Origin of the sequence: Citrobacter sp. RHB25-C09 (genome assembly GCF_013836145.1) — a bacterium.
Classification (GTDB): domain Bacteria; phylum Pseudomonadota; class Gammaproteobacteria; order Enterobacterales; family Enterobacteriaceae; genus Citrobacter_A.
Genome location: NZ_CP057483.1, coordinates 1 through 19,380, shown reverse-complemented (window position 1 = coordinate 19,380; position 19,380 = coordinate 1). Strand labels below are relative to the sequence as shown.

The following is a 19,380-nucleotide window of genomic DNA, read 5'->3' as shown; positions in this document are numbered from 1 at the left end:
GGCCGGAGGGCGCTGTGCTTATCCGGCCTGTTGACGCTGCATCATTACCATCAGTTCCATCGGAGAGCGGTGCATTTTTACCAAATCCCGCATCACGCGCATATGCGGCGCACAGTGGGTATGAAAGGCTTTATATCCTTCACATAACACGCTTTTGCCACTCCCATCCCGGTGTTTTGGACAATCGCCGTGACAAAAACTCAGCCAGGAACAGCTCTGGCACTCGGCACTGAGCGTTTCGTGTTTCTGCTCGCCAAACGCATCTGCTGGCGGACTGGCATTCAGTTCCCTCAGCGAAGTTTGATGGATGTTGCCCAGAAGGTATTGCGGATAAACATAATGATCGCACTGGTAGACATCACCGTTCGCCTCCAGTGCAAACGCATGGCCGCAGGTTTTGCTGAATGCGCACATCTGCGACGGATAGCCGCACCATATCCCCAGCGTGGAATCAAAAAGCTGAATAAATACGCGCCCGATATCTTCTCGTACCCAAATATCAAAAACGTCACGCAGAAATTGTCCCCACGCTTCCGGCTCCACCGATTCTTTCGTCAGCTTACCCTTTTCATCATGCTCGACCAGCGGGATAAACTGCAGGTAGGGTGTGCCAAGCTGGCGGAGATAATGGTACATCTGCGCGGGATGTTGGCTGTTCAGACGGTTCACTACCACCAGCAGGTTGAAATCCACACGATGCTCGACCAGCGTCGCTATAGCGCGCGTCACTTTGCTGTGGGTCGGTTTGCCCGCGCGGTTAACGCGGTAAGCATCATGGAGTTCAGCCGGACCATCCAGCGAGATGCCCACCAACCAACCGTGGCGACGGAAGAAACGACACCAGTCGTCGTTGAGCAAAATGCCGTTGGTCTGAAAAGTGTTCTGGATCTGCTTCCCTTCTCCGAATTGCTTTTGTAGCGCAACCACGCGACGAAAAAAATCCAGGCCACAAAGCGTAGGTTCTCCGCCCTGCCAGGCAAACAGTACTTCTGCCCCTGGCTGTGCGGCGATATGTTGCTGGATAAACGCGTGAAGCGTGGCGTCATCCATTACAGGTTGAGTGGGTTTATCAATGTAGAAACAGTAACGGCAATCCAGGTTACAACGTGAGCTGGCCGGTTTGGCCATGACCTGACAGACTGTCATACTAAATTCCCAATAAAGACGGCAAGTTGGCGAATGTGCGATACAGCAAACAGGATTGCGAGTGACAACACCGCGAGGGAGATCAAAAATTTGTCACGTATCGCCTGAGAATGGGAAAAATCAAAGTGCGTCACATCCATCAGATTACGGCTGCGGGTATAGCGCCAGAGAACGAGCGCCACAACGGCCAGGACGCCGAGAGAAACCCAGAACAAAAAACCCGCCTGATGCCAGTTGTGCTTTAGCGCTAGCGCCATCAGCGCGCCGTAACCCAGCAGCGTGCGAAACCAGGCCAGTGATGTGCGCTCAGGCTGAAGTCCTGGATCGGCCATGCGGCGGGCTTTGCGGCTATCCGGCATATAACACCAGTGCCATAACAATAACGGCGACCAGCATCAAAATCAGGCTGATGATTAACAGGCTATGGGTGTACGGCAAGTCCTCTTTCAGACGCATTGCTTTTTCATTTCGCAGCCAGCGCAAATAGCCATAAATCGCCAGACCACCGGCAAACAGGCAGAGCAGGAGCGCCAACAGCTCACGAATCACCGGCGTGGCAAAGTTCGGCGCTAGCTGGTCAAGCCCCACGCCTGCCGCCAGGAAACCCAGCGCGGTACGGATCCAGGCCAGAAAGGTCCGTTCATTTGCCAGCGAGAAGCGGTAGTCCGGCGCTTCTCCGAGGCGGGAAATCTTCATTACGACTCCTTCTTGTTCGTCACGCTGTCATCGTCCATTTTCAGAATGATAAACAACGTAGTACTGCTACGATTCCCCCCTTTCACAGGGAGGTAAAATGGTAATCATACTGCAAAATAAACGTAGTTTATCAGGGATGCTGTTCGGCGTTATTGCCCTGACTATCACGCTTTTCCACTTCACTTTTGGTCCGTTTGACCCGCCTCAACACCCGCTGGAAAGCGTGGTGGCGGAACATGTTTCCGCCGTAAAACAGGGCATTATGGCTGGACTGAAAGGTGAAGTGCCAGCCGATATTGGGGAAAAAAACACCATTAATAGCGATAAGTTACCGGCTAAGCGGAGCCGTGGGTTAGCGCCAGTAACGCAAGCGATACCGGCGTTTTGTCAAAACTTCTGCTTTTTCTCTTCAACCTTTACGCCTTGAGTGGGTAATCCCGTGTCATAGTCACGCACAACAGGAGAATAACCATCATCCGGGCGCGGGCGGAACGCGCCCATCCAGCGGGGGTGGGCATCTTTTCGCCACGGACGCAGACTCCATTGGTAAGTGCGAAACGGATCGCGAATTTTATCCATGTAGTCCAGTAACGCATCATGAAGCTGGTTTCGAACATCGGCTAAATCAGGGTCATCAATCAGATTATTCAATTCATGCGGATCCTGATGTCTGTCGTACAGTTCATCGCTGGTAAATAAGTTGAGAACCAACTTATATGCCTCTGTCACCCAACAGCGCACCGGAATAAACCCGCCAAAGCTGTCGTGTTCTATCTCGTAACGGTTAAATTCCACCATCACGCCCCGTGGCGCTTGCGCGTACAGAATGTCTTCACCCGGGAGAATATCGGGCTTGTCGATGCCAGCCAGCGTCATCATGGTTGGCAACAGGTCGATATGGCTGACGGGGGTATCAACCTGCCGATGTTCACCCTGCGGCGAACGGATAATTAACGGGATGCGGGTAATGTCGTCGTACATCGCCGCCCCTTTGCTGATCAGTTTGTGCGCGCCCATCATCTCGCCGTGATCGGAGGTATAAATCACCCAGGTGTTCTCCCGCTGCGCCGGCGTCAGCGCCTTGATAACCCTGCCAATCTGATCATCGACAAAATCATTGCAGGCAAAATAGAGCGGATGGTGATAGCGTCCGTCCTCACCCACCGGGGATGGCATCGCCTGAGACCACAAACGATGATGTTCGGGTTTATTTACCAGCGTATCGTGTGCCTTCGCGCCGAGGTCATAATAAAAGTCCTGATATTTCTCGAGGTACTCTACCGGGCAAGTAAACGGGTGATGTGGCTCGTCATAGGAAACAACCAACAGAAACGGCTCATCGGCGCGCGCGGAATGCTGGAGAAAATCCACCGCCCGGTTGCTGATGCGGTGCGCCCAGGTGAAGGTTTCATCGATATTATTGGCCTGCAAATCTTCTATGGTATTCAGGCCATTGCGCCACAGGCCGATTTCTTCTTCTGTCAGTTCCGCAAGATAATTGGCGCCGTCGTACCAGTAATCGGCATCCCACTCCGCGGGACACTCACCGGTACCAAAATAGTCATGTCCGTCGAGATGCCATTTGCCGATATAGCTGGTGTGGTAGCCCGCATCTTTAAAGTAGCGCCCCATCGTCGAGATATTTTTTCCCGGTGCGACATTGTTGGTCCACGGGCCGGATTGATTAGCGTAAATGCCGGTGAAAAGCCCAGCACGCGCTGGCGTACAAACGGGGGAACAGGTATAGGCGGAATTAAAGCGGATCCCTTCCGCCGCCAGACTATCAATATTCTGCGTATTCAGTGACTTGCCGCTATAGCAGCCCACCATATTGGTCGCCTGAGTATCGGTCATGATGAACAGGAAGTTTGGACGAGTCATGCATTTTCCTTAGAGTCTGAAACACACACCGCAGCGGCGGAACGGCGTGCCTGCCAGCTGCTATAAATCAACCAGACGACAACCGCTGCCGTGATGCCGTAGCTGATCATGGTCAGCCACTGCGTGTGATAGCCACCAAACTGTGCAAGCCCGGCATAAACGCCAATCATCGCAAACAATATGCCAACGGAAGCGATCTTCGCGTTTTTCCACGGCTGCATATCCACGGCAAAGGCGTCCTGAAATTTAAACGGCGTGGCGCGGGGTTTGATAGCACCAATGATCAACATGACCACTACGTTGATGCAGAAGGTGCAGGCGAGCACGTACAGAAAGTGGAAATCGAATTTCACCAGATAATTGATGGTGATATAGCTAACAATCCCCAGGCCCATCGCCACTTTTGCAGCCAGCGCGGGAATACGAGGGAAGAAGAATCCCATGATGATGATCGTCACCAACGGCACGTTATAGATGCCATTAAGTTGCTTCATCCAGCTATACAGACCCTCAGGTGCGTTCGCAATCCACGGGGCGACCAGCACAGAAATAATGGCGATAAAGAATCCAAATTTACGCCCGACGCGCACCAGTTGGTCCGGTTGCGCATTCTGGTTAATGATGCGCCGGTATATTCCCATACTGAATAGCGTGCTGGCGCTATTGAGGAACCCATTGAAGGTACTGATGACCGCACCAAACAGTACGGCACCAAAGAATCCCACCAGCGGGGTCGGCAGAACATTATTGACCAGCGTGGGGTAGGCCATATCCGCTTTAGGCAAATCCTGATACAGATGAAACGCAATCAGCCCCGGTAGCACCAGAACCAGTGGGTCGAGCATCTTCAACACCGCCGTTAACAGCGCGCCTTTTTGCCCTTCCGCCAGGCTTTTTGACGCCAGCGTGCGTTGGACAATCCCCTGGTTGGTGCACCAGTAAAATGTATTGACCAGAATCAGCCCAGTGAAAGCTGCGCCGATGGGCAGCGGATCGTTCGCACCGCCAATCGAATTCAATTTCTCAGCGTGAACGGTGGTGAGTTGCTCCAGTCCCTGCAGAAAACTGCCTTTCCCCATGGCGATCAGGCCAAAGACTGGCACCATCAGGCCGCCAATTACCAGACCAATTCCGTTAATGGAATCCGCTACCGCCATCGCCCGCAACCCGCCAATCACCGCATAAATAATGCCCGCTGCGCCCAGCAGAATCACCAATAGCCAGATGGCCGCGCCGTGGGAGATCTGAAGTGATTCGCCAATATGGAACAGGCTGTTCAGCGCCAGTGCGCCGGAATAGAGAACGATTGGCAGAAAGCAAACGCCTGTCGCGATCAGAAAGCAGAAATCGATAATGATGCGCGTTGTTTTGTCGTAGCGTTCTTCCAGAAAGTCGGGAATCGTGGCGATGCCGCGCTGCAAATAGCGTGGCAAAAAAATCAATGCGAGAAAGATGAGCGTTACAGCGGAGGTCACCTCCCAGCCCATGACCGACATCCCGCTTTTGTAGGCCTGGCCGGAAAGCCCTACCAGTTGCTCTGTAGACAAGTTCGTCAGCATTAACGAGGCGGCAATGACCGGCGCTTTCAGCGAACGCCCAGCCAGAAAGTACCCCTGCTGGGATCCGGTATCGGTTTTGCGTATTTTCCACCAGGTGATTACCGCCACCAGCAGTGTAAAGCCGACAAAGCTCAATATTTGTAGCGTATTCATCTCATAGCCCTTTTATTCATTATGTCCCGGCCGCCTCTTATGTAGGGTGAGGTATGGCGAACCGGGTCAGGCAGTCAGATTTCTTAAAATACTTCTGTCATATCCCTGAAGCCTTAACTTTCTGTTATGTTCAGGTTGTAGGCATAATTCTCCGCCAGGAAATTAAAATGAATGGAAGTTTGCAAAATTCGCATGTAAAAAACGAAACTACGTACAATATTCCGCTTCTAATTAACGAAAATGTGATCTCCAGCGGAATTTCTTTGATATCGCTATGGCACACCTATGCCGATGAACAATATCGGGTAATCTGGCCGCGCGATAAGAAAAAGCCGCTGATAGCTAACGCCTGGGTTGCTGTCTATACCGTTCAGGGGTGCGGAACCGTCATCTTAAAAAGTGGCGAGAAAATTATCCTTAACGGGAATTGTGTTATTTTCTTAAAGCCCATGGATATTCAGTCCTATCATTGCGAAGGAATACTTTGGGAGCAATACTGGATGGAGTTTACGCCGACCAGCGTAATGGATATCCCCGTTAAGCAGCAAAGCGTTATTTATCACGGTGATATTTATAATCATGAACTTGAAGAAGTCTCGCAATTAATAACCGCTGCGGATCCAATGAAAAATAATCTCGCGGTCGCCTTCCTCACCAAAATTATTTATCAGTGGATTTGTCTTATTTATGCCGAAGGGAAAAAAGATCCGCAGCGTCTTCAAATTGAAAAATTAATTGCCACCCTACATGCCAGTTTACAACGCCGATGGAGTGTGGCGGATATGGCCGCGACCATTCCCTGTAGCGAAGCCTGGCTCCGACGCCTTTTTCAGCGCTATACCGGTAAAACGCCAAAAGAATACGTTCTGAATGCCCGTCTGGAACTGGCGTTATCGCTGTTAAAGCAGGAAGGGAGCAGTGTGGGTCAGGTCGCGGATCGACTCTGCTTTTTTGACTCGTTTCATTTCAGCAAAGCGTTTAAGCAGAAATTTGGCTACGCGCCTTCGGCTGTGTTAAAGCATAAAATATAAAATGCCGGAGGGCGCTTCGCTTATCCGGCCAACAAGCAGGGTAAGTGAAGCACCATCCGGTAGTTAAAATTATCCCATTCCCCAGAAAATCACCGCCAGCAGCTGCGGAGTGATAATGCGCAGGAACATCACCAATGGATACACGGTGGCGTAGGAGAGCGCCGCCGCGCCGCTGGTGGCATGAAGGTTATTGGCGAAGGCCAGCGCGGGCGGATCGGTCATCGAACCCGCCAGCATCCCACATAGCGTCAGGTAGTTCATTTTGGCAAACATTCGCGCCAGGATACCGACCGTTATCAAGGGGATCGCGGTGATAAAAATACCGTAACCAACCCAGCTTAAGCCCTCACCTTGCATTAGGGTATCGACAAAGTCGCCGCCCGATTTTAACCCCACCACCGCAAGGAAAAGGACAATCCCCAACTCTCGCAGCGCCAGGTTTGCGCTCGGCGGCATAAACCAGTACAGCTTACCGATGCTGCCGATACGTCCTAATATGAGCGCCATAATCAACGGTCCGCCGGCCAGCCCGAGCTTCAACGCGACCGGAAAGCCGGGAACAAATAGCGGGATGGAACCGAGCAATACGCCCAGCCCAATGCCGATAAACACTGGCAGCATCTGCACCTGCTGCAGTTTTTGTTTCGCATTACCCACCACATTGGCAACCGCATCAATCGAGGAGGGACGCCCGACCAAATTGAGAATGTCACCAAATTGCAGGCTGGCATCATTACTGGCAACCAGCTCAACGCCCGCGCGGTTCAGACGAGAGATCACGACGTCGTAACGCTCTTTAAAATGCAAATCGCGAATGCGTTTGCCGAGCACTTTTTCGTTGGTCACCACGACGCGCTCAACGCGCAGATCCGTACCGCGCGTCGACAAAGAAGTATCCACTTCCTGGCCTATCACCAGTTGTGCATTACGCAGATCGCCCGGCAACCCGACCAGATGCAGCAAGTCTCCTGATTGAATCACCGTTCCCGGCGATGGCACCATCAGCGTTTCATCGCGCTTCAGTCGCGAACAGATGATTTTGTCACTGTTGAGAATGGGTACATCCTGAATCGCCATATTGTTGAGGTTTGGGTTCTCAACACGAATATTGATGGTCTGGATCAGCGAATGGCCGTTGGTCAGCGTCGATTCATGCGCCTGCGCTTCCGATTCCACATTGATGCGGAACAGGACTCTCATTAGCCACATGGTAAGCAAGATCCCGCAAATCCCGAACGGATAAGCCATCGCATAACTCATCCCCATCTGGTCCACCAGATCCATCGGCGTTCCCAGATCGCGCAGGATTTGCTGCCCAGCCCCCAGCGCCGGCGTATTGGTAACCGCACCAGAAAATATCCCCAGCACCACCGGCAACGGGATGGCGAAGATTTTATGCAGGATGGCGGTGACCAGTCCCCCCATGATGACAATAAGAATGGCAAACAAATTGAGGCGTAAACCCGAGACCCGCAACGACGCGAAGAAGCCCGGCCCCACCTGAATACCGATCGTGTAAACGAAAAGAATCAGGCCAAATTCCTGAATAAAGTGCAGCATATCGCCGCTCAGAGACATCCCCGCCTGGTCGACAAAATGCCCGACAATAATGCCGCCGAACAATACTCCGCCGATGCCAAAGCCGACACCCCGAACCTTGATATTGCCGATCCATAATCCGACAACCGCCACCAACGCCAGAACGCTGACCGTCAATGCTATGTCACTCATCTTCTAATCCCTGTGAATAACATCATTAAGTAAATGGATTCTCGCAGAGTACAAGCGCAATGTATGGGTGGTAAAGCACAAAAAAGCCCCGTCATTTCTGACGAGGCTCTGAATGTTTGTAGGCCGGGTAAGCGCAGTGCTCACCCGGCGGCGCGCATTAACTTTCTAATGCAGGGCGTTCGCTGCTAATGGCGATACGCTGCGGAGCAAGGCTTTCAGGGACATTCCGGGTTAAATCGATATGCAACAACCCGTTAGTGAATGTCGCGCCGGACACTTCCATATGTTCTGCCAGGGTAAAGCTCAGGCTGAACGACTGGGTGACCAGCCCCTGGTGCAACCATTTCGTCTCTTTTTCAGGCTGCTGCGGCGTGCCTTTGATGGTCAGGCGTGTACCTTCCAGTTGAATATCCAGATCTTCCTGCCGGAAACCGGCCAGCGCCAGCGTTATGCGATAGTGGTTATCGTCACTTTTTTCGATATTATAGGGCGGGAAGCTCTGGCTTTCACCGCTGTTTTGTAACGCATTAGCCAGTTTGTCAAAACCGATCCATTGACGCAGCAGTGGGGAAAAATCGTAGTTACGCATGTTCATATCTCTTTTCTCCTTCTATGAAGCGAGGGGTACCCGTCGTATTTCACGGGTTATGCTCCCTGACGGCGAGCATGGGTTTAACAGGCCGCGCGACGCGGCCCAACAGAATTAGTTGATTTCGATGCGGCGCGGTTTGTTCGCTTCAGGAATCACGCGCTCAAGATCGATATACAGCAGGCCATTCACCAGATTCGCACCACGAACATGAATGTTCTCGGCTAACTGGAACTTGCGCTCAAAGTTACGTTCGGCGATGCCCTGGTAAAGGTACGAACGTTCTTTTTGCTCATCCGCATGTGCCCCTTTAACCACCAGCAAATTGTCCTGAGCGGTGATTTCCAGCTCGCTTTCAGCGAAACCGGCAACGGCAATGGCAATGCGATAATGGTTTTCGTCTACCAGCTCAACGTTGTACGGAGGGTAGCCGCCATTACTCTGGCTCTGGTTGTTTTCAAGCAGGTTAAACAGACGGTCAAAACCAATAGCAGAACGGTACAGCGGGGATAAATCAAAGTTACGCATAATCAATAGCTCCTGAAATCAGCGAGAATGTTGGACCTTCCATCATGGACAGGTCAGGTAGTCAGAACACCCATCAGGCGTGCTCTTTCGTTGTCTACACCGAATAAATGGGTCTGGATACAAACTTTTCAACCCTTTTTGGTCGACTTTTTTTTGCAGTTTGCTGTCTTTTGCATAGACTGGGTGGGAGAGCACTAATCGTTAAAGTGCGATAACCGCCACAGTGCGGCATGATGAAGATGTTATTTATGGCAAGGGATCGCTATAACTCGTCATGCAAACACCGATGCTCAACAGATGAATAAATCATGATAAGAAATGTGTTGTTAACGCTGATGATGTGCAGTGGGATAGTTTTACTGAGTGGTTGCTCCAGCGTAATGTCACATACCGGTGGTAAAGAGGGAACTTATCCTGGCACGCGTGCCAGCGCCACGATGATAGGTGACGATGATACAAACTGGGGCACGAAGTCGCTGGCCATCCTGGATATGCCTTTCACTGCGGTACTGGATACACTGCTGCTGCCGTGGGATCTGTTCCGTAAAGATAACTCGGTCCGCTCCCGCGTAGAAAGAAGCGAGGAGAGAACACAGATAACCAATTCTGTGATCCCCCCGGCTAAAATGCCTGCACCTTAATTATCTTCCGGTTTCCGTTAGCCAAAGCTGGCGGAAACCATCCACATCCTCCATCCACGCCACATATTCGCCATTCGGCGAGAACACGACGGCATCCGCTGACGGCGGGTTACTGTGGTTTTGCGTTAAAAACGTGATTTCCCCGGACCGTGCGTTGCAACAGGCAATGCGATTATCGGCGACAAACCCCAACCATTTTCCCGACGGGTGCCAGTTAAACGCAGACTGAATGCCCGTCGCATGACGGGTGAGTTGGCGAGGTTCCCCACCCTGAACAGGGATTAACCAGAGCTGAACGATGCCAGAATCATCACGCATTAGAAACGCGATCTCGGTGGCCTGCGGATTACTGCGCACCCAGTGACGCGGGACATTCATCAGCCCAGGGAAGCGGCGCGCATGGGTAAACGTCAGACGGCGCTGCATCACGCCTGCCGGAGGGGCGGGCAGCGTTGACGCAGTGCCTTCCAGCGGCGTATCGCTGGGGGTTTTCCAGGCGGCCTCGTCACGCGGCAGTTCAACAATAAACAGCTCCGGTATTTTTATTCCGTCGACTGCCAGCGTATCTCCGATAAATGCCAGCGCGTGATCCCCAACCCAACCCTCTTCATAGGCTCTGTTGATCTCATCACTGCCCGGCTGCGGCGTTGGCGTCGTCCGACTGACCAGAACACACCAGTGGCTGCCGCTGTACTCACGCGGGTGTTGAGGCGTCACGGTGACCGGACCATAAGGGGCGGCAACGCCGACGTTGCGTAAATCCAGCGCCAGATCGCGCTCATGAAGAACATGATCGTTATAGGTGAAACTCACATACTGTCCGTTCGGGCTAAATATATGCACATGGCTACCGCCGCGCAGCGCCCCTGGTGTATAAGGCGCCGTAATATCCATGGCATCCAGATTCGCCACTTCCCCCTGCTCTGCAATTACGCCACGACGATGATGGAAATCATATTGCCAGGTTTCGTCCGGGTTCTCAGGTCCATGAATAAAGACATATTTCTCCGCGCAAGGATGAACGGTCACCACGCCGACGTGAGCCCCTTGCGTTGCACGATAGATCACCTGCACTTCTCCGGTGTGCACATTCACCCGTTCAATAGTTTCGCCGGTGAATGACGCCCCTGAAGGACGAACGTCAAACGCCAGCCAGTTGCTGTCTGGAGTCCAGGTGTTGGTATTGGTAAGTTGATGATTACGCGGCGTAAAGGTGATTTGCTTCATGGGTTTCTCTGGTCCAGGGCGATTTCAATAATCATACTTCACAAGGACTTCACTTTCAGGCTTTAGCGTAGCGTCATCTCAATTTTTACGGACAGGAAGATGGAACATTACGACGTCGCAATTATCGGCCTTGGCCCGGCAGGGGCCGCGCTGGCGCGCAAACTGAGCGGCAAGATGCGCGTGATTGCACTGGATAAAAAGCGTCAGTGTGGAAATGAGGGGTTTAGCAAACCCTGCGGCGGCCTGCTGGCCCCGGATGCGCAACGTTCGTTTATTCGCGACGGGATTACGCTGCCCGTGGATGTCATTGCCAACCCGCAGATTTTCAGCGTTAAAACGGTGGATGTCGCAGCCTCGTTGACCCGTAATTATCAGCGCAGCTATATCAATATCAATCGTCATGCCTTTGATTTATGGATGAAATCCTTGATTCCGGACAATGTGCAGGTATACCACGACAGCCTGTGCCGGAAAATCTGGCGCGAAGACGACAAATGGCACGTGATTTTTCGTGCAGACGGTTGGGAGCAGCAGATCACCGCTCGCTATCTGGTGGGAGCCGACGGCGCGAATTCGCTGGTGCGTCGTCATCTCTACCCTCAACATCAAATCCGCAAGTATGTCGCCATTCAGCAATGGTTCGCTGAGAGCCATCCCGTTCCGTTTTATTCGTGCATTTTCGACAACGCGGTGACGGACTGTTATTCATGGAGTATCAGCAAAGACGGCTGTTTTATTTTTGGCGGGGCCTACCCGATGAAAGATGGACAGGCACGCTTTGAAGCGCTGAAACGTAAAATGGATGCTTTTCAGTTCCGCTTTGGTACACCAATGAAAAGCGAGAAATGTACGGTACTGTTTCCGTCGCGCTGGAAGGATTTTGTTTGCGGCAAAGATAATGCTTTCCTGATTGGCGAAGCGGCGGGGTTTATTAGCGCCAGCTCGCTGGAAGGGATCAGCTATGCGCTGGATAGCGCGGATATCTTAAGTACGATATTAGGGCGTGGCGCGACAAAACCAAACGAGAAATATCAAACAAGCACGTTTAACCTGAGGGTGAAATTAGCGGTCAAAATCGTGAAATCCCGGATACTGACACAGCCGCTGCTTCGAAAAATCCTTATGCGCAGCCGTATCAGTGATATCCCGGTAAGCGCTTAATTCAGGACATACTTCTCGATTGCATACGCGACGCCATCTTCCAGGTTGGATTTGGTGACGAAATTGGCGATCTCTTTCACCGACGGAATGGCGTTATCCATCGCCACGCCCACGCCGGCGTATTCGATCATCGCGATGTCGTTTTCCTGATCGCCAATGGCCATAATCTCTTCCTGTTTTATCCCCAGCGCATCGGCCAAAGATTTCACGCCGGTGCCCTTATTGACGCGTTTATCGAGGATTTCGAGGAAGTACGGCGCACTTTTCAGCACGGTGTACTTTTCTTTCACTTCCGCCGGAATGCGAGCGATAGCCCGATCGAGAACCGCAGGCTCATCAATCATCATCACTTTCAGGAACTGGGTGGCCGGGTCCATTTTCTCCGCTTCGCAGAAGACCAGCGGAATGGTCGCCACAAACGACTCATGTACGGTGTAGTAGCTGATATCGCGGTTGGCGGTATATAGCGTATTGCGATCCAACGCGTGGAAATGCGAGCCTACCTCACGGGAAAGTTGTTCCAGGTAGCGATAATCCTGATAGCTCAGCGCTGTCTGCGCAACGGCACTGCCATCCCCCGCTTTCTGCACTAATGCACCGTTATAGGTAATGCAATAGTCGCCGGGTTGTTCCATATGTAATTCTTTCAGATAGCTATGCACACCTGCAAACGGACGGCCGGTGGTCAGCACGACGTTGACCCCTTTCTCACGGGCAGCGGCAATCGCCTTTTTCACCGCCGGTGAAATGGTGTGATCGGGCAGCAGAAGGGTGCCATCCATATCGATAGCAATGAGTTTGATAGCCATGAATTCCCCGCATTAAATGAGTCTTGACTCATGCTAACGCGATTCCGCACAAAAAACAGCTATCAAAAGGAGGATTGAAAGGGGAAACGGGTTTCCCCTTTTGCAGTGAATTGTAGACCGGATAAGCAAAGCGCCATCCGGCATTCACAACATTGCCGGATAGCGGCGTAAATCCGCCTTATCCGGCCTGGAGGAAGGGATTAAATGTCGATATTCGCCGCTTTCAGCGCGTTCTCTTCGATAAACGCACGACGCGGTTCAACGGCATCGCCCATCAGGGTAGTGAACAGCTGGTCAGCAGCAATCGCATCTTTGACGGTCACGCGCAGCATACGGCGGCTTTCCGGATCCATCGTGGTTTCCCACAGCTGGTCCGGGTTCATCTCGCCCAGACCTTTATAACGCTGGATCGCGAGGCCACGACGAGACTCTTTCACCAGCCAGTCCAGCGCCTGTTCGAAGCTGGCAACCGGCTGGCGACGCTCGCCACGTTCGATGAAGGCGTCGTCTTCAATCAGTCCACGCAGCTTCTCACCAAGCGTACAGATACGACGGTATTCCGCCCCGGTCACAAACTCGTGATCCAGTGCATAATCGGTATCCACGCCGTGCGTACGCACACGTACGATCGGCTCGAAGAGGTTCAGTTCCGCATTGTGCTGGATATCGAACTTCCACAGGCTACCGTGCTGCTCGTTTTCGTTCAGTTCGGTAATCAGTGCGTTCACCCAGCGAGTGACGGCCTGCTCGTCAGACAGATTGGCTTCGGTCAGCGTCGGCTGATAAACCAGCTCTTTCAGCATCGTTTTCGGGAAACGACGCTCCATACGGCCAATCATTTTCTGCGTTGCGTTATACTCAGAAACCAGTTTTTCTAACGCTTCGCCAGACAGTGCCGGCGCGCTGGCATTGGCATGCAGCGTAGCACCATCCAGAGCGATAGAGATCTGATACTGATCCATCGCCTCATCGTCTTTAATGTACTGTTCCTGCTTGCCTTTCTTCACTTTGTACAGCGGCGGCTGAGCAATGTAGACGTGACCACGCTCCACAATTTCAGGCATCTGGCGATAGAAGAAGGTCAACAGCAGCGTACGGATGTGCGAGCCGTCGACGTCCGCATCGGTCATGATGATGATGCTGTGATAGCGCAGTTTATCCGGGTTGTACTCGTCACGGCCGATACCACAACCCAGCGCGGTGATCAGCGTCGCCACTTCCTGAGAGGAGAGCATCTTGTCGAAGCGCGCCTTCTCAACGTTGAGGATTTTACCTTTCAGCGGCAGAATCGCCTGGTTCTTACGGTTACGCCCCTGCTTCGCAGAGCCGCCCGCAGAGTCCCCTTCCACAAGGTACAGTTCAGACAGCGCCGGGTCGCGTTCCTGGCAGTCAGCCAGTTTGCCCGGCAGACCGGCTAAGTCCAGCGCACCTTTACGACGCGTCATTTCACGGGCGCGACGGGCTGCTTCACGCGCACGGGCGGCGTCGATAATTTTGCCGACGACAATTTTGGCGTCAGACGGGTTTTCCAGCAGGTATTCGCTCAGCAGTTCGTTCATCTGCTGTTCTACCGCCGTTTTCACTTCAGAGGAAACCAGCTTGTCTTTGGTCTGCGAGGAGAACTTCGGATCCGGCACTTTTACGGAAACCACAGCAATCAGGCCTTCACGGGCATCGTCACCGGTGGCGCTCACTTTCGCTTTTTTGCTGTAGCCTTCTTTATCCATGTAGGCGTTCAGGGTACGGGTCATCGCCGCACGGAAGCCTGCCAGGTGCGTACCGCCATCACGCTGCGGAATGTTGTTGGTAAAGCAGTAAATGTTTTCCTGGAAACCGTCGTTCCACTGCAGCGCGACTTCTACGCCGATACCGTCTTTTTCGGTGGAGAAGTAGAAGATATTCGGGTGGATCGGCGTTTTGTTCTTGTTCAGATACTCAACAAACGCCTTGATGCCCCCTTCATAGTGGAAATGGTCTTCTTTACCGTCACGCTTGTCTTTCAGGCGGATGGACACACCGGAGTTGAGGAAGGACAGCTCGCGCAGACGCTTCGCCAGGATTTCGTATTCAAACTCAACCACATTGGTGAAGGTTTCATGGCTCGGCCAGAAGCGAACCTGAGTACCCGTCGCTTCCGTCTCACCCGTTACCGTCAGCGGTGCTTGTGGAACACCGTGAACATAGGTTTGCTGGTGGACTTTGCCTTCACGACGAATCACCAGTTCCAGTTTCTGCGACAGGGCGTTTACTACGGACACGCCTACACCGTGCAGGCCGCCAGAGACTTTATAGGAGTTATCATCGAACTTACCGCCTGCGTGCAGAACGGTCATGATGACTTCTGCGGCGGACACGCCCTCTTCCGGATGGATACCGGTTGGGATGCCACGACCATCATCGGTGACGGAGACGGAGTTGTCCGCATGGATCGTCACCACGATGTCTTTACAGTGACCCGCGAGCGCTTCGTCGATAGCGTTATCCACAACCTCGAATACCATGTGGTGCAGACCGGTGCCGTCATCCGTGTCGCCGATATACATACCCGGGCGCTTACGCACCGCATCGAGTCCTTTCAGGACTTTGATACTGGAGGAGTCATAAGAATTCGACATCAACGTTTCTCGCTCATTTAAACTTGGGTTAATCCGTTATTTTACCCTTTTCCACGGTGAACATCTTCGAATTTTTGTCCGACATGTCCAGAACGTGTTCAGCGCTGATTGCGCTGACAAAGACCTGTGATTGCGTTGCTTTTAATCGACTGGCTAGCAGCCCGCGACGCGCATCATCAAGTTCAGAGGCAAAATCATCTATCAGGTAGAGACACCGCCGCCCGCTCTCACGGGTGAGGAACTCCCCTTGCGCCAGACGTAAGGCGCACATCAGCAGCTTTAGCTGCCCACGCGACAAGGTATCTTCCACCGGCGCACCGTCTGCGCGAATGCGGAAATCCGCTTTGTGCGGACCGTGCGCGGTGTAAGTCAACATGCGGTCGCGTTCAAAACCCCGCTCCAGCACCTCAGCATAATCTGTCTCTTTCTCCCAGCCGCGCTGGAAAGAGAATGAGAGAGAAAACTCTGGAAGAAACTGCTGGCAGGTATCCGCCATATCCTGCGCGATACCGGCGCTATACTCCGCGCGCCAGGTGCTGATTTGTTCCGCCAGTGGGATCAGTTCTTTATCCCACGGACGCAGTTGCTCGTAACGACTCACCTGGCGCAACGCCGCATTGCGCTGCTTTAGCAAGCGCTTCAGGTTACTCCAGGCGGTGAAGAATCCGGCTTCGTTGTGAAAGCATCCCCAATCGAGGAACGCTCTTCTGTATTTGGGGCCGCCATTGAGTAAAGTAAACCCCTCCGGGGTAATCAGTTGCATCGGCATCAGGTGCGCCAGTTCCGCGACCTTGTGGCCGTCGGTACCGTCGATGCGTACTTTACTCTCACCCTGTTTATCTTTGGTTAACCCGATAGACGTCTCACGCTCATCGCCCTGCAAACGTCCGTGGAGGATAAAAGATTCCTGCTCGTGACGAATCACGCGGCCAATCTGCAAACTGCGAAACGCCCGGCCATGACCGAGCGTATAGATGGCTTCCAGAACGCTGGTTTTGCCGCTGCCGTTAGCGCCTACCAGAAAGTTAAAGCCAGGGGATAAAGCGAGATCCGCGCTTTCGATATTGCGAAAGTCGCGGATCAACAGGCGGGTGAGCGACATTACAATCTCATGGGCATAACAACATAAGCCGCGCTTTGGCTGGCCGCATCTTCAATCTGTACGCTCGAAACGGAATCGGTCAACATAATACGCACGGTTTCGCACTTCAGCGCATTCAGTACGTCCAGCACATAGCTGACGTTAAAGCCGATTTCCAACTCAGTCCCCGGATAAGACACATCCAGAATTTCTTCTGCTTCTTCCTGTTCCGGGTTGTTGGCGGTTATTTTGAGCTGATTTTCATTCACATGCAGACGCACGCCGCGAAACTTCTCGTTAGAGAGGATCGCCGCACGAGCAAAAGCTTGCTTAAGAATATCGCAGCCCGCTTCCAGATGTTTATCCGGGTTTTTCGGCAGTACGCGACGGTAGTCCGGGAAACGGCCATCCACCAGTTTCGAGGTAAAGATGAAATCGCCCACGTGTGCGCGGATGTTGTTGCTGCCGATCTGCACGCGCAGCGGGTTGTCGCCGCCGTCAAGCATACGCATCAGTTCAATCACACCTTTACGCGGCACGATCACCGAATGGCTCGGCAGTGACTGGCCGATAGGCATCGAGCAAACTGCCAGACGGTGACCATCGGTCGCCACGGTACGCAACTCTTCGCCTTCCGTCTCAAACAGCATCCCGTTTAAGTAGTAGCGGACATCCTGATGCGCCATTGAGAACTGCGTGGCTTCAATCAATCGCTTCATCGTGGCTTGCGGCAGGGTGAATTCAACCTCGCTCTGCCAGTCATCGAGATTCGGGAAGTCGGCGGCAGGCAGCGTCGAAAGAGAAAAACGGCTACGCCCGGAACGCACCAGCATACGGTCACCTTCCAGTTGGACGGCGATCTCTGCGCCTTCCGGCAGACCACGGCAGATATCAAAGAACTTACGCGCCGGGACAGTGGTTGCACCGGGTTCATGCGGCTGAATCAACGCAACGCGAGCGACCATTTCCATTTCGAGATCGGTGCCGGTCAAAGAAAGCACACCCTCGGCCACTTGCAGCAGCAGGTTACCGAGAATAGGCAGCGTAGGACGACCTCCCAGCGGGCCGCTGACCTGCTGAAGCGGTTTTAATAAATGTTCACGTTCAACGGTAAATTTCATAGCGTCACGAAGATAATGTTCTGATTAAGTTTGAGAAATCTTCTTTAATATCATGGCTTTCTTCACGCAACTGCTCAATCTTACGGCAGGCATGAAGCACCGTAGTGTGGTCACGCCCGCCAAACGCGTCGCCAATTTCCGGCAGACTGTGGTTGGTGAGCTCTTTTGCCAGCGCCATGGCCATCTGACGCGGACGTGCTACCGAGCGAGAACGACGCTTGGACAACAAATCCGCAATTTTGATTTTGTAATATTCAGCCACCGTCTTCTGAATGTTGTCGATGGTGACCAGTTTTTCCTGCAACGCCAGCAAATCACGCAGCGCTTCACGCACGAAATCGATAGTAATCGCCCGGCCGGTAAAATTGGCGTTTGCGATCACGCGGTTCAGCGCTCCTTCCAGTTCACGCACATTAGAACGGAGACGCTTAGCAATAAAGAACGCAACCTCACCTGGCAAGCGAATGTCGTTTTCGTCCGCTTTTTTCATCAGGATCGCGACGCGTGTTTCCAGTTCTGGTGGTTCGATCGCCACCGTTAATCCCCAGCCGAAGCGGGATTTCAGACGATCTTCCACACCGTTGATCTCTTTTGGATAACGATCCGACGTCAAAATGATCTGTTGATTGCCTTCGAGAAGGGCATTAAAGGTGTGGAAAAACTCTTCCTGGGATCGTTCTTTATTGGCGAAAAATTGAATGTCATCGATCAGCAGCGCATCAACGGAACGGTAGTAGCGTTTAAACTCTTCGATCGCGTTGTTCTGTAGGGCTTTTACCATGTCCTGAACAAATCGCTCGGAGTGCATATACACCACTTTCGCGTTGGGCTTGCGCGCCATAATGCCGTTGCCCACAGCGTGCAACAGGTGGGTTTTACCGAGGCCCGTGCCGCCATAAAGGAAAAGTGGGTTATAGGCGCCGCCTGGGTTGTCCGCAACCTGACGCGCCGCCGCGCGTGCCAGCTGGTTGGATTTACCTTCGACGAAGTTATCAAATGTGTGTTTAACGTTAACGTTAGAGCGATAGGTCGGCTCTGCGGGCGCCGGAACGTTGTCCCAGCCAGGGCGCGTCGCCGCAGGCGCTGCGCGCTGAGGCTGCACCTGAGCCACTTGTGCAGGCGCGGCAACGTTGTTATTCACCGGCGTCTTCAGCGTTTGAGTGACCGGCCTGGTCCCAACCTCAAAACGCAATTGCGGGGCATCCGCACCGCAAAAATTATTCAGCAGTCCATTGATATTATTAAGGTACTTGTCTCTTACCCAATCGAGCACAAAACGGTTTGGCGCATACAAAGCCAGCGTGTTATCGCTCAGCTCCGCCTGCAAAGGGCGGATCCACATGCTGAATTCTGTGGCTGGTAACTCATCCTGCAATCGGGCAAGACACTGCTGCCAAAGCGAAAGTGACAC

18 protein-coding genes and 1 other annotated feature are annotated in these 19,380 nt (G+C 52.8%); of the genes, 4 read left to right on the top strand and 14 right to left on the bottom strand.

The features are described from left to right. Positions 1–18 precede the first annotated feature (18 nt). From HVY19_RS00090 to HVY19_RS00080, 3 genes are read right to left on the bottom strand one after another with little or no spacing between them, the layout of a single operon-like run. The gene (locus tag HVY19_RS00090) at positions 19–1,146 is read right to left on the bottom strand and encodes an anaerobic sulfatase maturase (RefSeq protein WP_181682431.1); all 1,128 of its coding nucleotides are present in this window, start codon (positions 1,144–1,146) and stop codon (positions 19–21) included. Continuing rightward, on the bottom strand, positions 1,143–1,505 hold the full coding sequence (locus HVY19_RS00085; protein ID WP_181682430.1) for a DUF202 domain-containing protein: 363 nt from the start codon (positions 1,503–1,505) through the stop codon (positions 1,143–1,145). Before HVY19_RS00085 ends, HVY19_RS00090 begins: the two co-directional genes overlap by 4 nt. Next, on the bottom strand, positions 1,495–1,842 hold the full coding sequence (locus HVY19_RS00080) for a DUF202 domain-containing protein (RefSeq protein ID WP_181682429.1): 348 nt from the start codon (positions 1,840–1,842) through the stop codon (positions 1,495–1,497). The genes HVY19_RS00085 and HVY19_RS00080 overlap by 11 nt, the downstream gene beginning before the upstream one ends. A 97-nt stretch (positions 1,843–1,939) precedes the next feature. Between HVY19_RS00080 and HVY19_RS00075 the strand changes: the two genes are divergently transcribed. Then, positions 1,940–2,269: a hypothetical protein gene (locus HVY19_RS00075; RefSeq protein WP_181682428.1), complete on the top strand. Its 330-nt coding sequence runs from the start codon at positions 1,940–1,942 to the stop codon at positions 2,267–2,269. On the opposite strand, the gene HVY19_RS00070 is transcribed toward HVY19_RS00075, so the two are convergent. Both HVY19_RS00070 and HVY19_RS00065 read right to left on the bottom strand, forming a co-directional pair. Beyond that, positions 2,230–3,723, bottom strand: a complete 1,494-nt coding sequence (locus tag HVY19_RS00070; RefSeq protein ID WP_181682427.1) for a sulfatase-like hydrolase/transferase — start codon at positions 3,721–3,723, stop codon at positions 2,230–2,232. The two genes, HVY19_RS00075 and HVY19_RS00070, sit on opposite strands and share 40 nt — an antisense overlap. Next, entirely contained in the window at positions 3,720–5,435 is a 1,716-nt protein-coding gene (locus tag HVY19_RS00065) for a solute:sodium symporter family transporter (protein ID WP_181682426.1), read from the bottom strand. Before HVY19_RS00065 ends, HVY19_RS00070 begins: the two co-directional genes overlap by 4 nt. A 167-nt stretch (positions 5,436–5,602) precedes the next feature. Between HVY19_RS00065 and HVY19_RS00060 the strand changes: the two genes are divergently transcribed. Beyond that, a complete protein-coding gene (locus HVY19_RS00060; protein ID WP_181684184.1) occupies positions 5,603–6,466 on the top strand; it encodes a helix-turn-helix transcriptional regulator in 864 nt (287 codons plus the stop codon). A 69-nt stretch (positions 6,467–6,535) separates the two neighbouring features. On the opposite strand, the gene HVY19_RS00055 is transcribed toward HVY19_RS00060, so the two are convergent. From HVY19_RS00055 to ibpA, 3 genes are all read right to left on the bottom strand, one after another. After that, positions 6,536–8,197, bottom strand: coding sequence for a putative transporter (locus HVY19_RS00055; protein WP_181682425.1), 1,662 nt, complete (start codon positions 8,195–8,197; stop codon positions 6,536–6,538). Positions 8,198–8,354: 157 nt separating this feature from the next. Further along, positions 8,355–8,786 carry a small heat shock chaperone IbpB gene (gene ibpB, locus HVY19_RS00050; RefSeq protein WP_181684183.1) on the bottom strand — a complete coding sequence of 144 codons (432 nt, stop codon included), beginning with the start codon at positions 8,784–8,786 and terminating at the stop codon, positions 8,355–8,357. A gap of 114 nt (positions 8,787–8,900) precedes the next feature. Next, positions 8,901–9,314, bottom strand: coding sequence for a small heat shock chaperone IbpA (gene ibpA / locus HVY19_RS00045; protein ID WP_181682424.1), 414 nt, complete (start codon positions 9,312–9,314; stop codon positions 8,901–8,903). Continuing rightward, positions 9,308–9,380, bottom strand: a sequence feature (ROSE (Repression Of Heat Shock gene Expression) occurs in the 5'-region of heat shock genes and acts as an RNA thermometer to modulate expression.). It overlaps the preceding gene by 7 nt. Positions 9,381–9,622: 242 nt before the next feature. Between ibpA and HVY19_RS00040 the strand changes: the two genes are divergently transcribed. Beyond that, on the top strand, positions 9,623–9,955 hold the full coding sequence (locus tag HVY19_RS00040) for a YceK/YidQ family lipoprotein (protein ID WP_181682423.1): 333 nt from the start codon (positions 9,623–9,625) through the stop codon (positions 9,953–9,955). Here the strand turns inward: HVY19_RS00040 and HVY19_RS00035 are convergent, their stop codons facing one another. Beyond that, positions 9,956–11,182: a DUF3748 domain-containing protein gene (locus tag HVY19_RS00035; protein ID WP_181682422.1), complete on the bottom strand. Its 1,227-nt coding sequence runs from the start codon at positions 11,180–11,182 to the stop codon at positions 9,956–9,958. It lies immediately after the preceding gene. A gap of 99 nt (positions 11,183–11,281) precedes the next feature. Between HVY19_RS00035 and cbrA the strand changes: the two genes are divergently transcribed. Beyond that, positions 11,282–12,343, top strand: a complete 1,062-nt coding sequence (gene cbrA / locus HVY19_RS00030) for a colicin M resistance lipid reductase CbrA (protein WP_181682421.1) — start codon at positions 11,282–11,284, stop codon at positions 12,341–12,343. Here the strand turns inward: cbrA and yidA are convergent. The 5 genes from yidA to dnaA all read right to left on the bottom strand — a co-directional run bounded on the left by yidA (position 12,340) and on the right by dnaA (position 19,380). Continuing rightward, the gene (yidA, locus tag HVY19_RS00025) at positions 12,340–13,152 is read right to left on the bottom strand and encodes a sugar-phosphatase (protein ID WP_181682420.1); all 813 of its coding nucleotides are present in this window, start codon (positions 13,150–13,152) and stop codon (positions 12,340–12,342) included. The two genes, cbrA and yidA, sit on opposite strands and share 4 nt — an antisense overlap. 200 nt (positions 13,153–13,352) lie before the next feature. Then, positions 13,353–15,767 carry a DNA topoisomerase (ATP-hydrolyzing) subunit B gene (gene gyrB, locus HVY19_RS00020; protein ID WP_181682419.1) on the bottom strand — a complete coding sequence of 805 codons (2,415 nt, stop codon included), beginning with the start codon at positions 15,765–15,767 and terminating at the stop codon, positions 13,353–13,355. A gap of 28 nt (positions 15,768–15,795) precedes the next feature. Further along, on the bottom strand, positions 15,796–16,869 hold the full coding sequence (gene recF, locus HVY19_RS00015; RefSeq protein WP_181682418.1) for a DNA replication/repair protein RecF: 1,074 nt from the start codon (positions 16,867–16,869) through the stop codon (positions 15,796–15,798). After that, a complete protein-coding gene (gene dnaN / locus HVY19_RS00010; protein ID WP_181682417.1) occupies positions 16,869–17,969 on the bottom strand; it encodes a DNA polymerase III subunit beta in 1,101 nt (366 codons plus the stop codon). The genes recF and dnaN overlap by 1 nt, the downstream gene beginning before the upstream one ends. 4 nt (positions 17,970–17,973) lie before the next feature. Beyond that, complete coding sequence (gene dnaA, locus HVY19_RS00005; protein ID WP_181682416.1) at positions 17,974–19,380, bottom strand: chromosomal replication initiator protein DnaA; 1,407 nt, start codon at positions 19,378–19,380, stop codon at positions 17,974–17,976.

Excerpts from the sequence above, each read along its gene's own strand:
- HVY19_RS00090 (WP_181682431.1), bottom strand. The coding sequence starts at position 1,146 with ATGACAGTCTGTCAGGTCATGGCCAAACCGGCCAGCTCACGTTGTAAC.
- HVY19_RS00085 (WP_181682430.1), bottom strand. The coding sequence starts at position 1,505 with ATGCCGGATAGCCGCAAAGCCCGCCGCATGGCCGATCCAGGACTTCAG.
- HVY19_RS00080 (WP_181682429.1), bottom strand. The coding sequence starts at position 1,842 with ATGAAGATTTCCCGCCTCGGAGAAGCGCCGGACTACCGCTTCTCGCTG.
- HVY19_RS00075 (WP_181682428.1), top strand. The coding sequence starts at position 1,940 with ATGGTAATCATACTGCAAAATAAACGTAGTTTATCAGGGATGCTGTTC.
- HVY19_RS00070 (WP_181682427.1), bottom strand. The coding sequence starts at position 3,723 with ATGACTCGTCCAAACTTCCTGTTCATCATGACCGATACTCAGGCGACC.
- HVY19_RS00065 (WP_181682426.1), bottom strand. The coding sequence starts at position 5,435 with ATGAATACGCTACAAATATTGAGCTTTGTCGGCTTTACACTGCTGGTG.
- HVY19_RS00060 (WP_181684184.1), top strand. The coding sequence starts at position 5,603 with ATGAATGGAAGTTTGCAAAATTCGCATGTAAAAAACGAAACTACGTAC.
- HVY19_RS00055 (WP_181682425.1), bottom strand. The coding sequence starts at position 8,197 with ATGAGTGACATAGCATTGACGGTCAGCGTTCTGGCGTTGGTGGCGGTT.
- ibpB (WP_181684183.1), bottom strand. The coding sequence starts at position 8,786 with ATGCGTAACTACGATTTTTCCCCACTGCTGCGTCAATGGATCGGTTTT.
- ibpA (WP_181682424.1), bottom strand. The coding sequence starts at position 9,314 with ATGCGTAACTTTGATTTATCCCCGCTGTACCGTTCTGCTATTGGTTTT.
- HVY19_RS00040 (WP_181682423.1), top strand. The coding sequence starts at position 9,623 with ATGATAAGAAATGTGTTGTTAACGCTGATGATGTGCAGTGGGATAGTT.
- HVY19_RS00035 (WP_181682422.1), bottom strand. The coding sequence starts at position 11,182 with ATGAAGCAAATCACCTTTACGCCGCGTAATCATCAACTTACCAATACC.
- cbrA (WP_181682421.1), top strand. The coding sequence starts at position 11,282 with ATGGAACATTACGACGTCGCAATTATCGGCCTTGGCCCGGCAGGGGCC.
- yidA (WP_181682420.1), bottom strand. The coding sequence starts at position 13,152 with ATGGCTATCAAACTCATTGCTATCGATATGGATGGCACCCTTCTGCTG.
- gyrB (WP_181682419.1), bottom strand. The coding sequence starts at position 15,767 with ATGTCGAATTCTTATGACTCCTCCAGTATCAAAGTCCTGAAAGGACTC.
- recF (WP_181682418.1), bottom strand. The coding sequence starts at position 16,869 with ATGTCGCTCACCCGCCTGTTGATCCGCGACTTTCGCAATATCGAAAGC.
- dnaN (WP_181682417.1), bottom strand. The coding sequence starts at position 17,969 with ATGAAATTTACCGTTGAACGTGAACATTTATTAAAACCGCTTCAGCAG.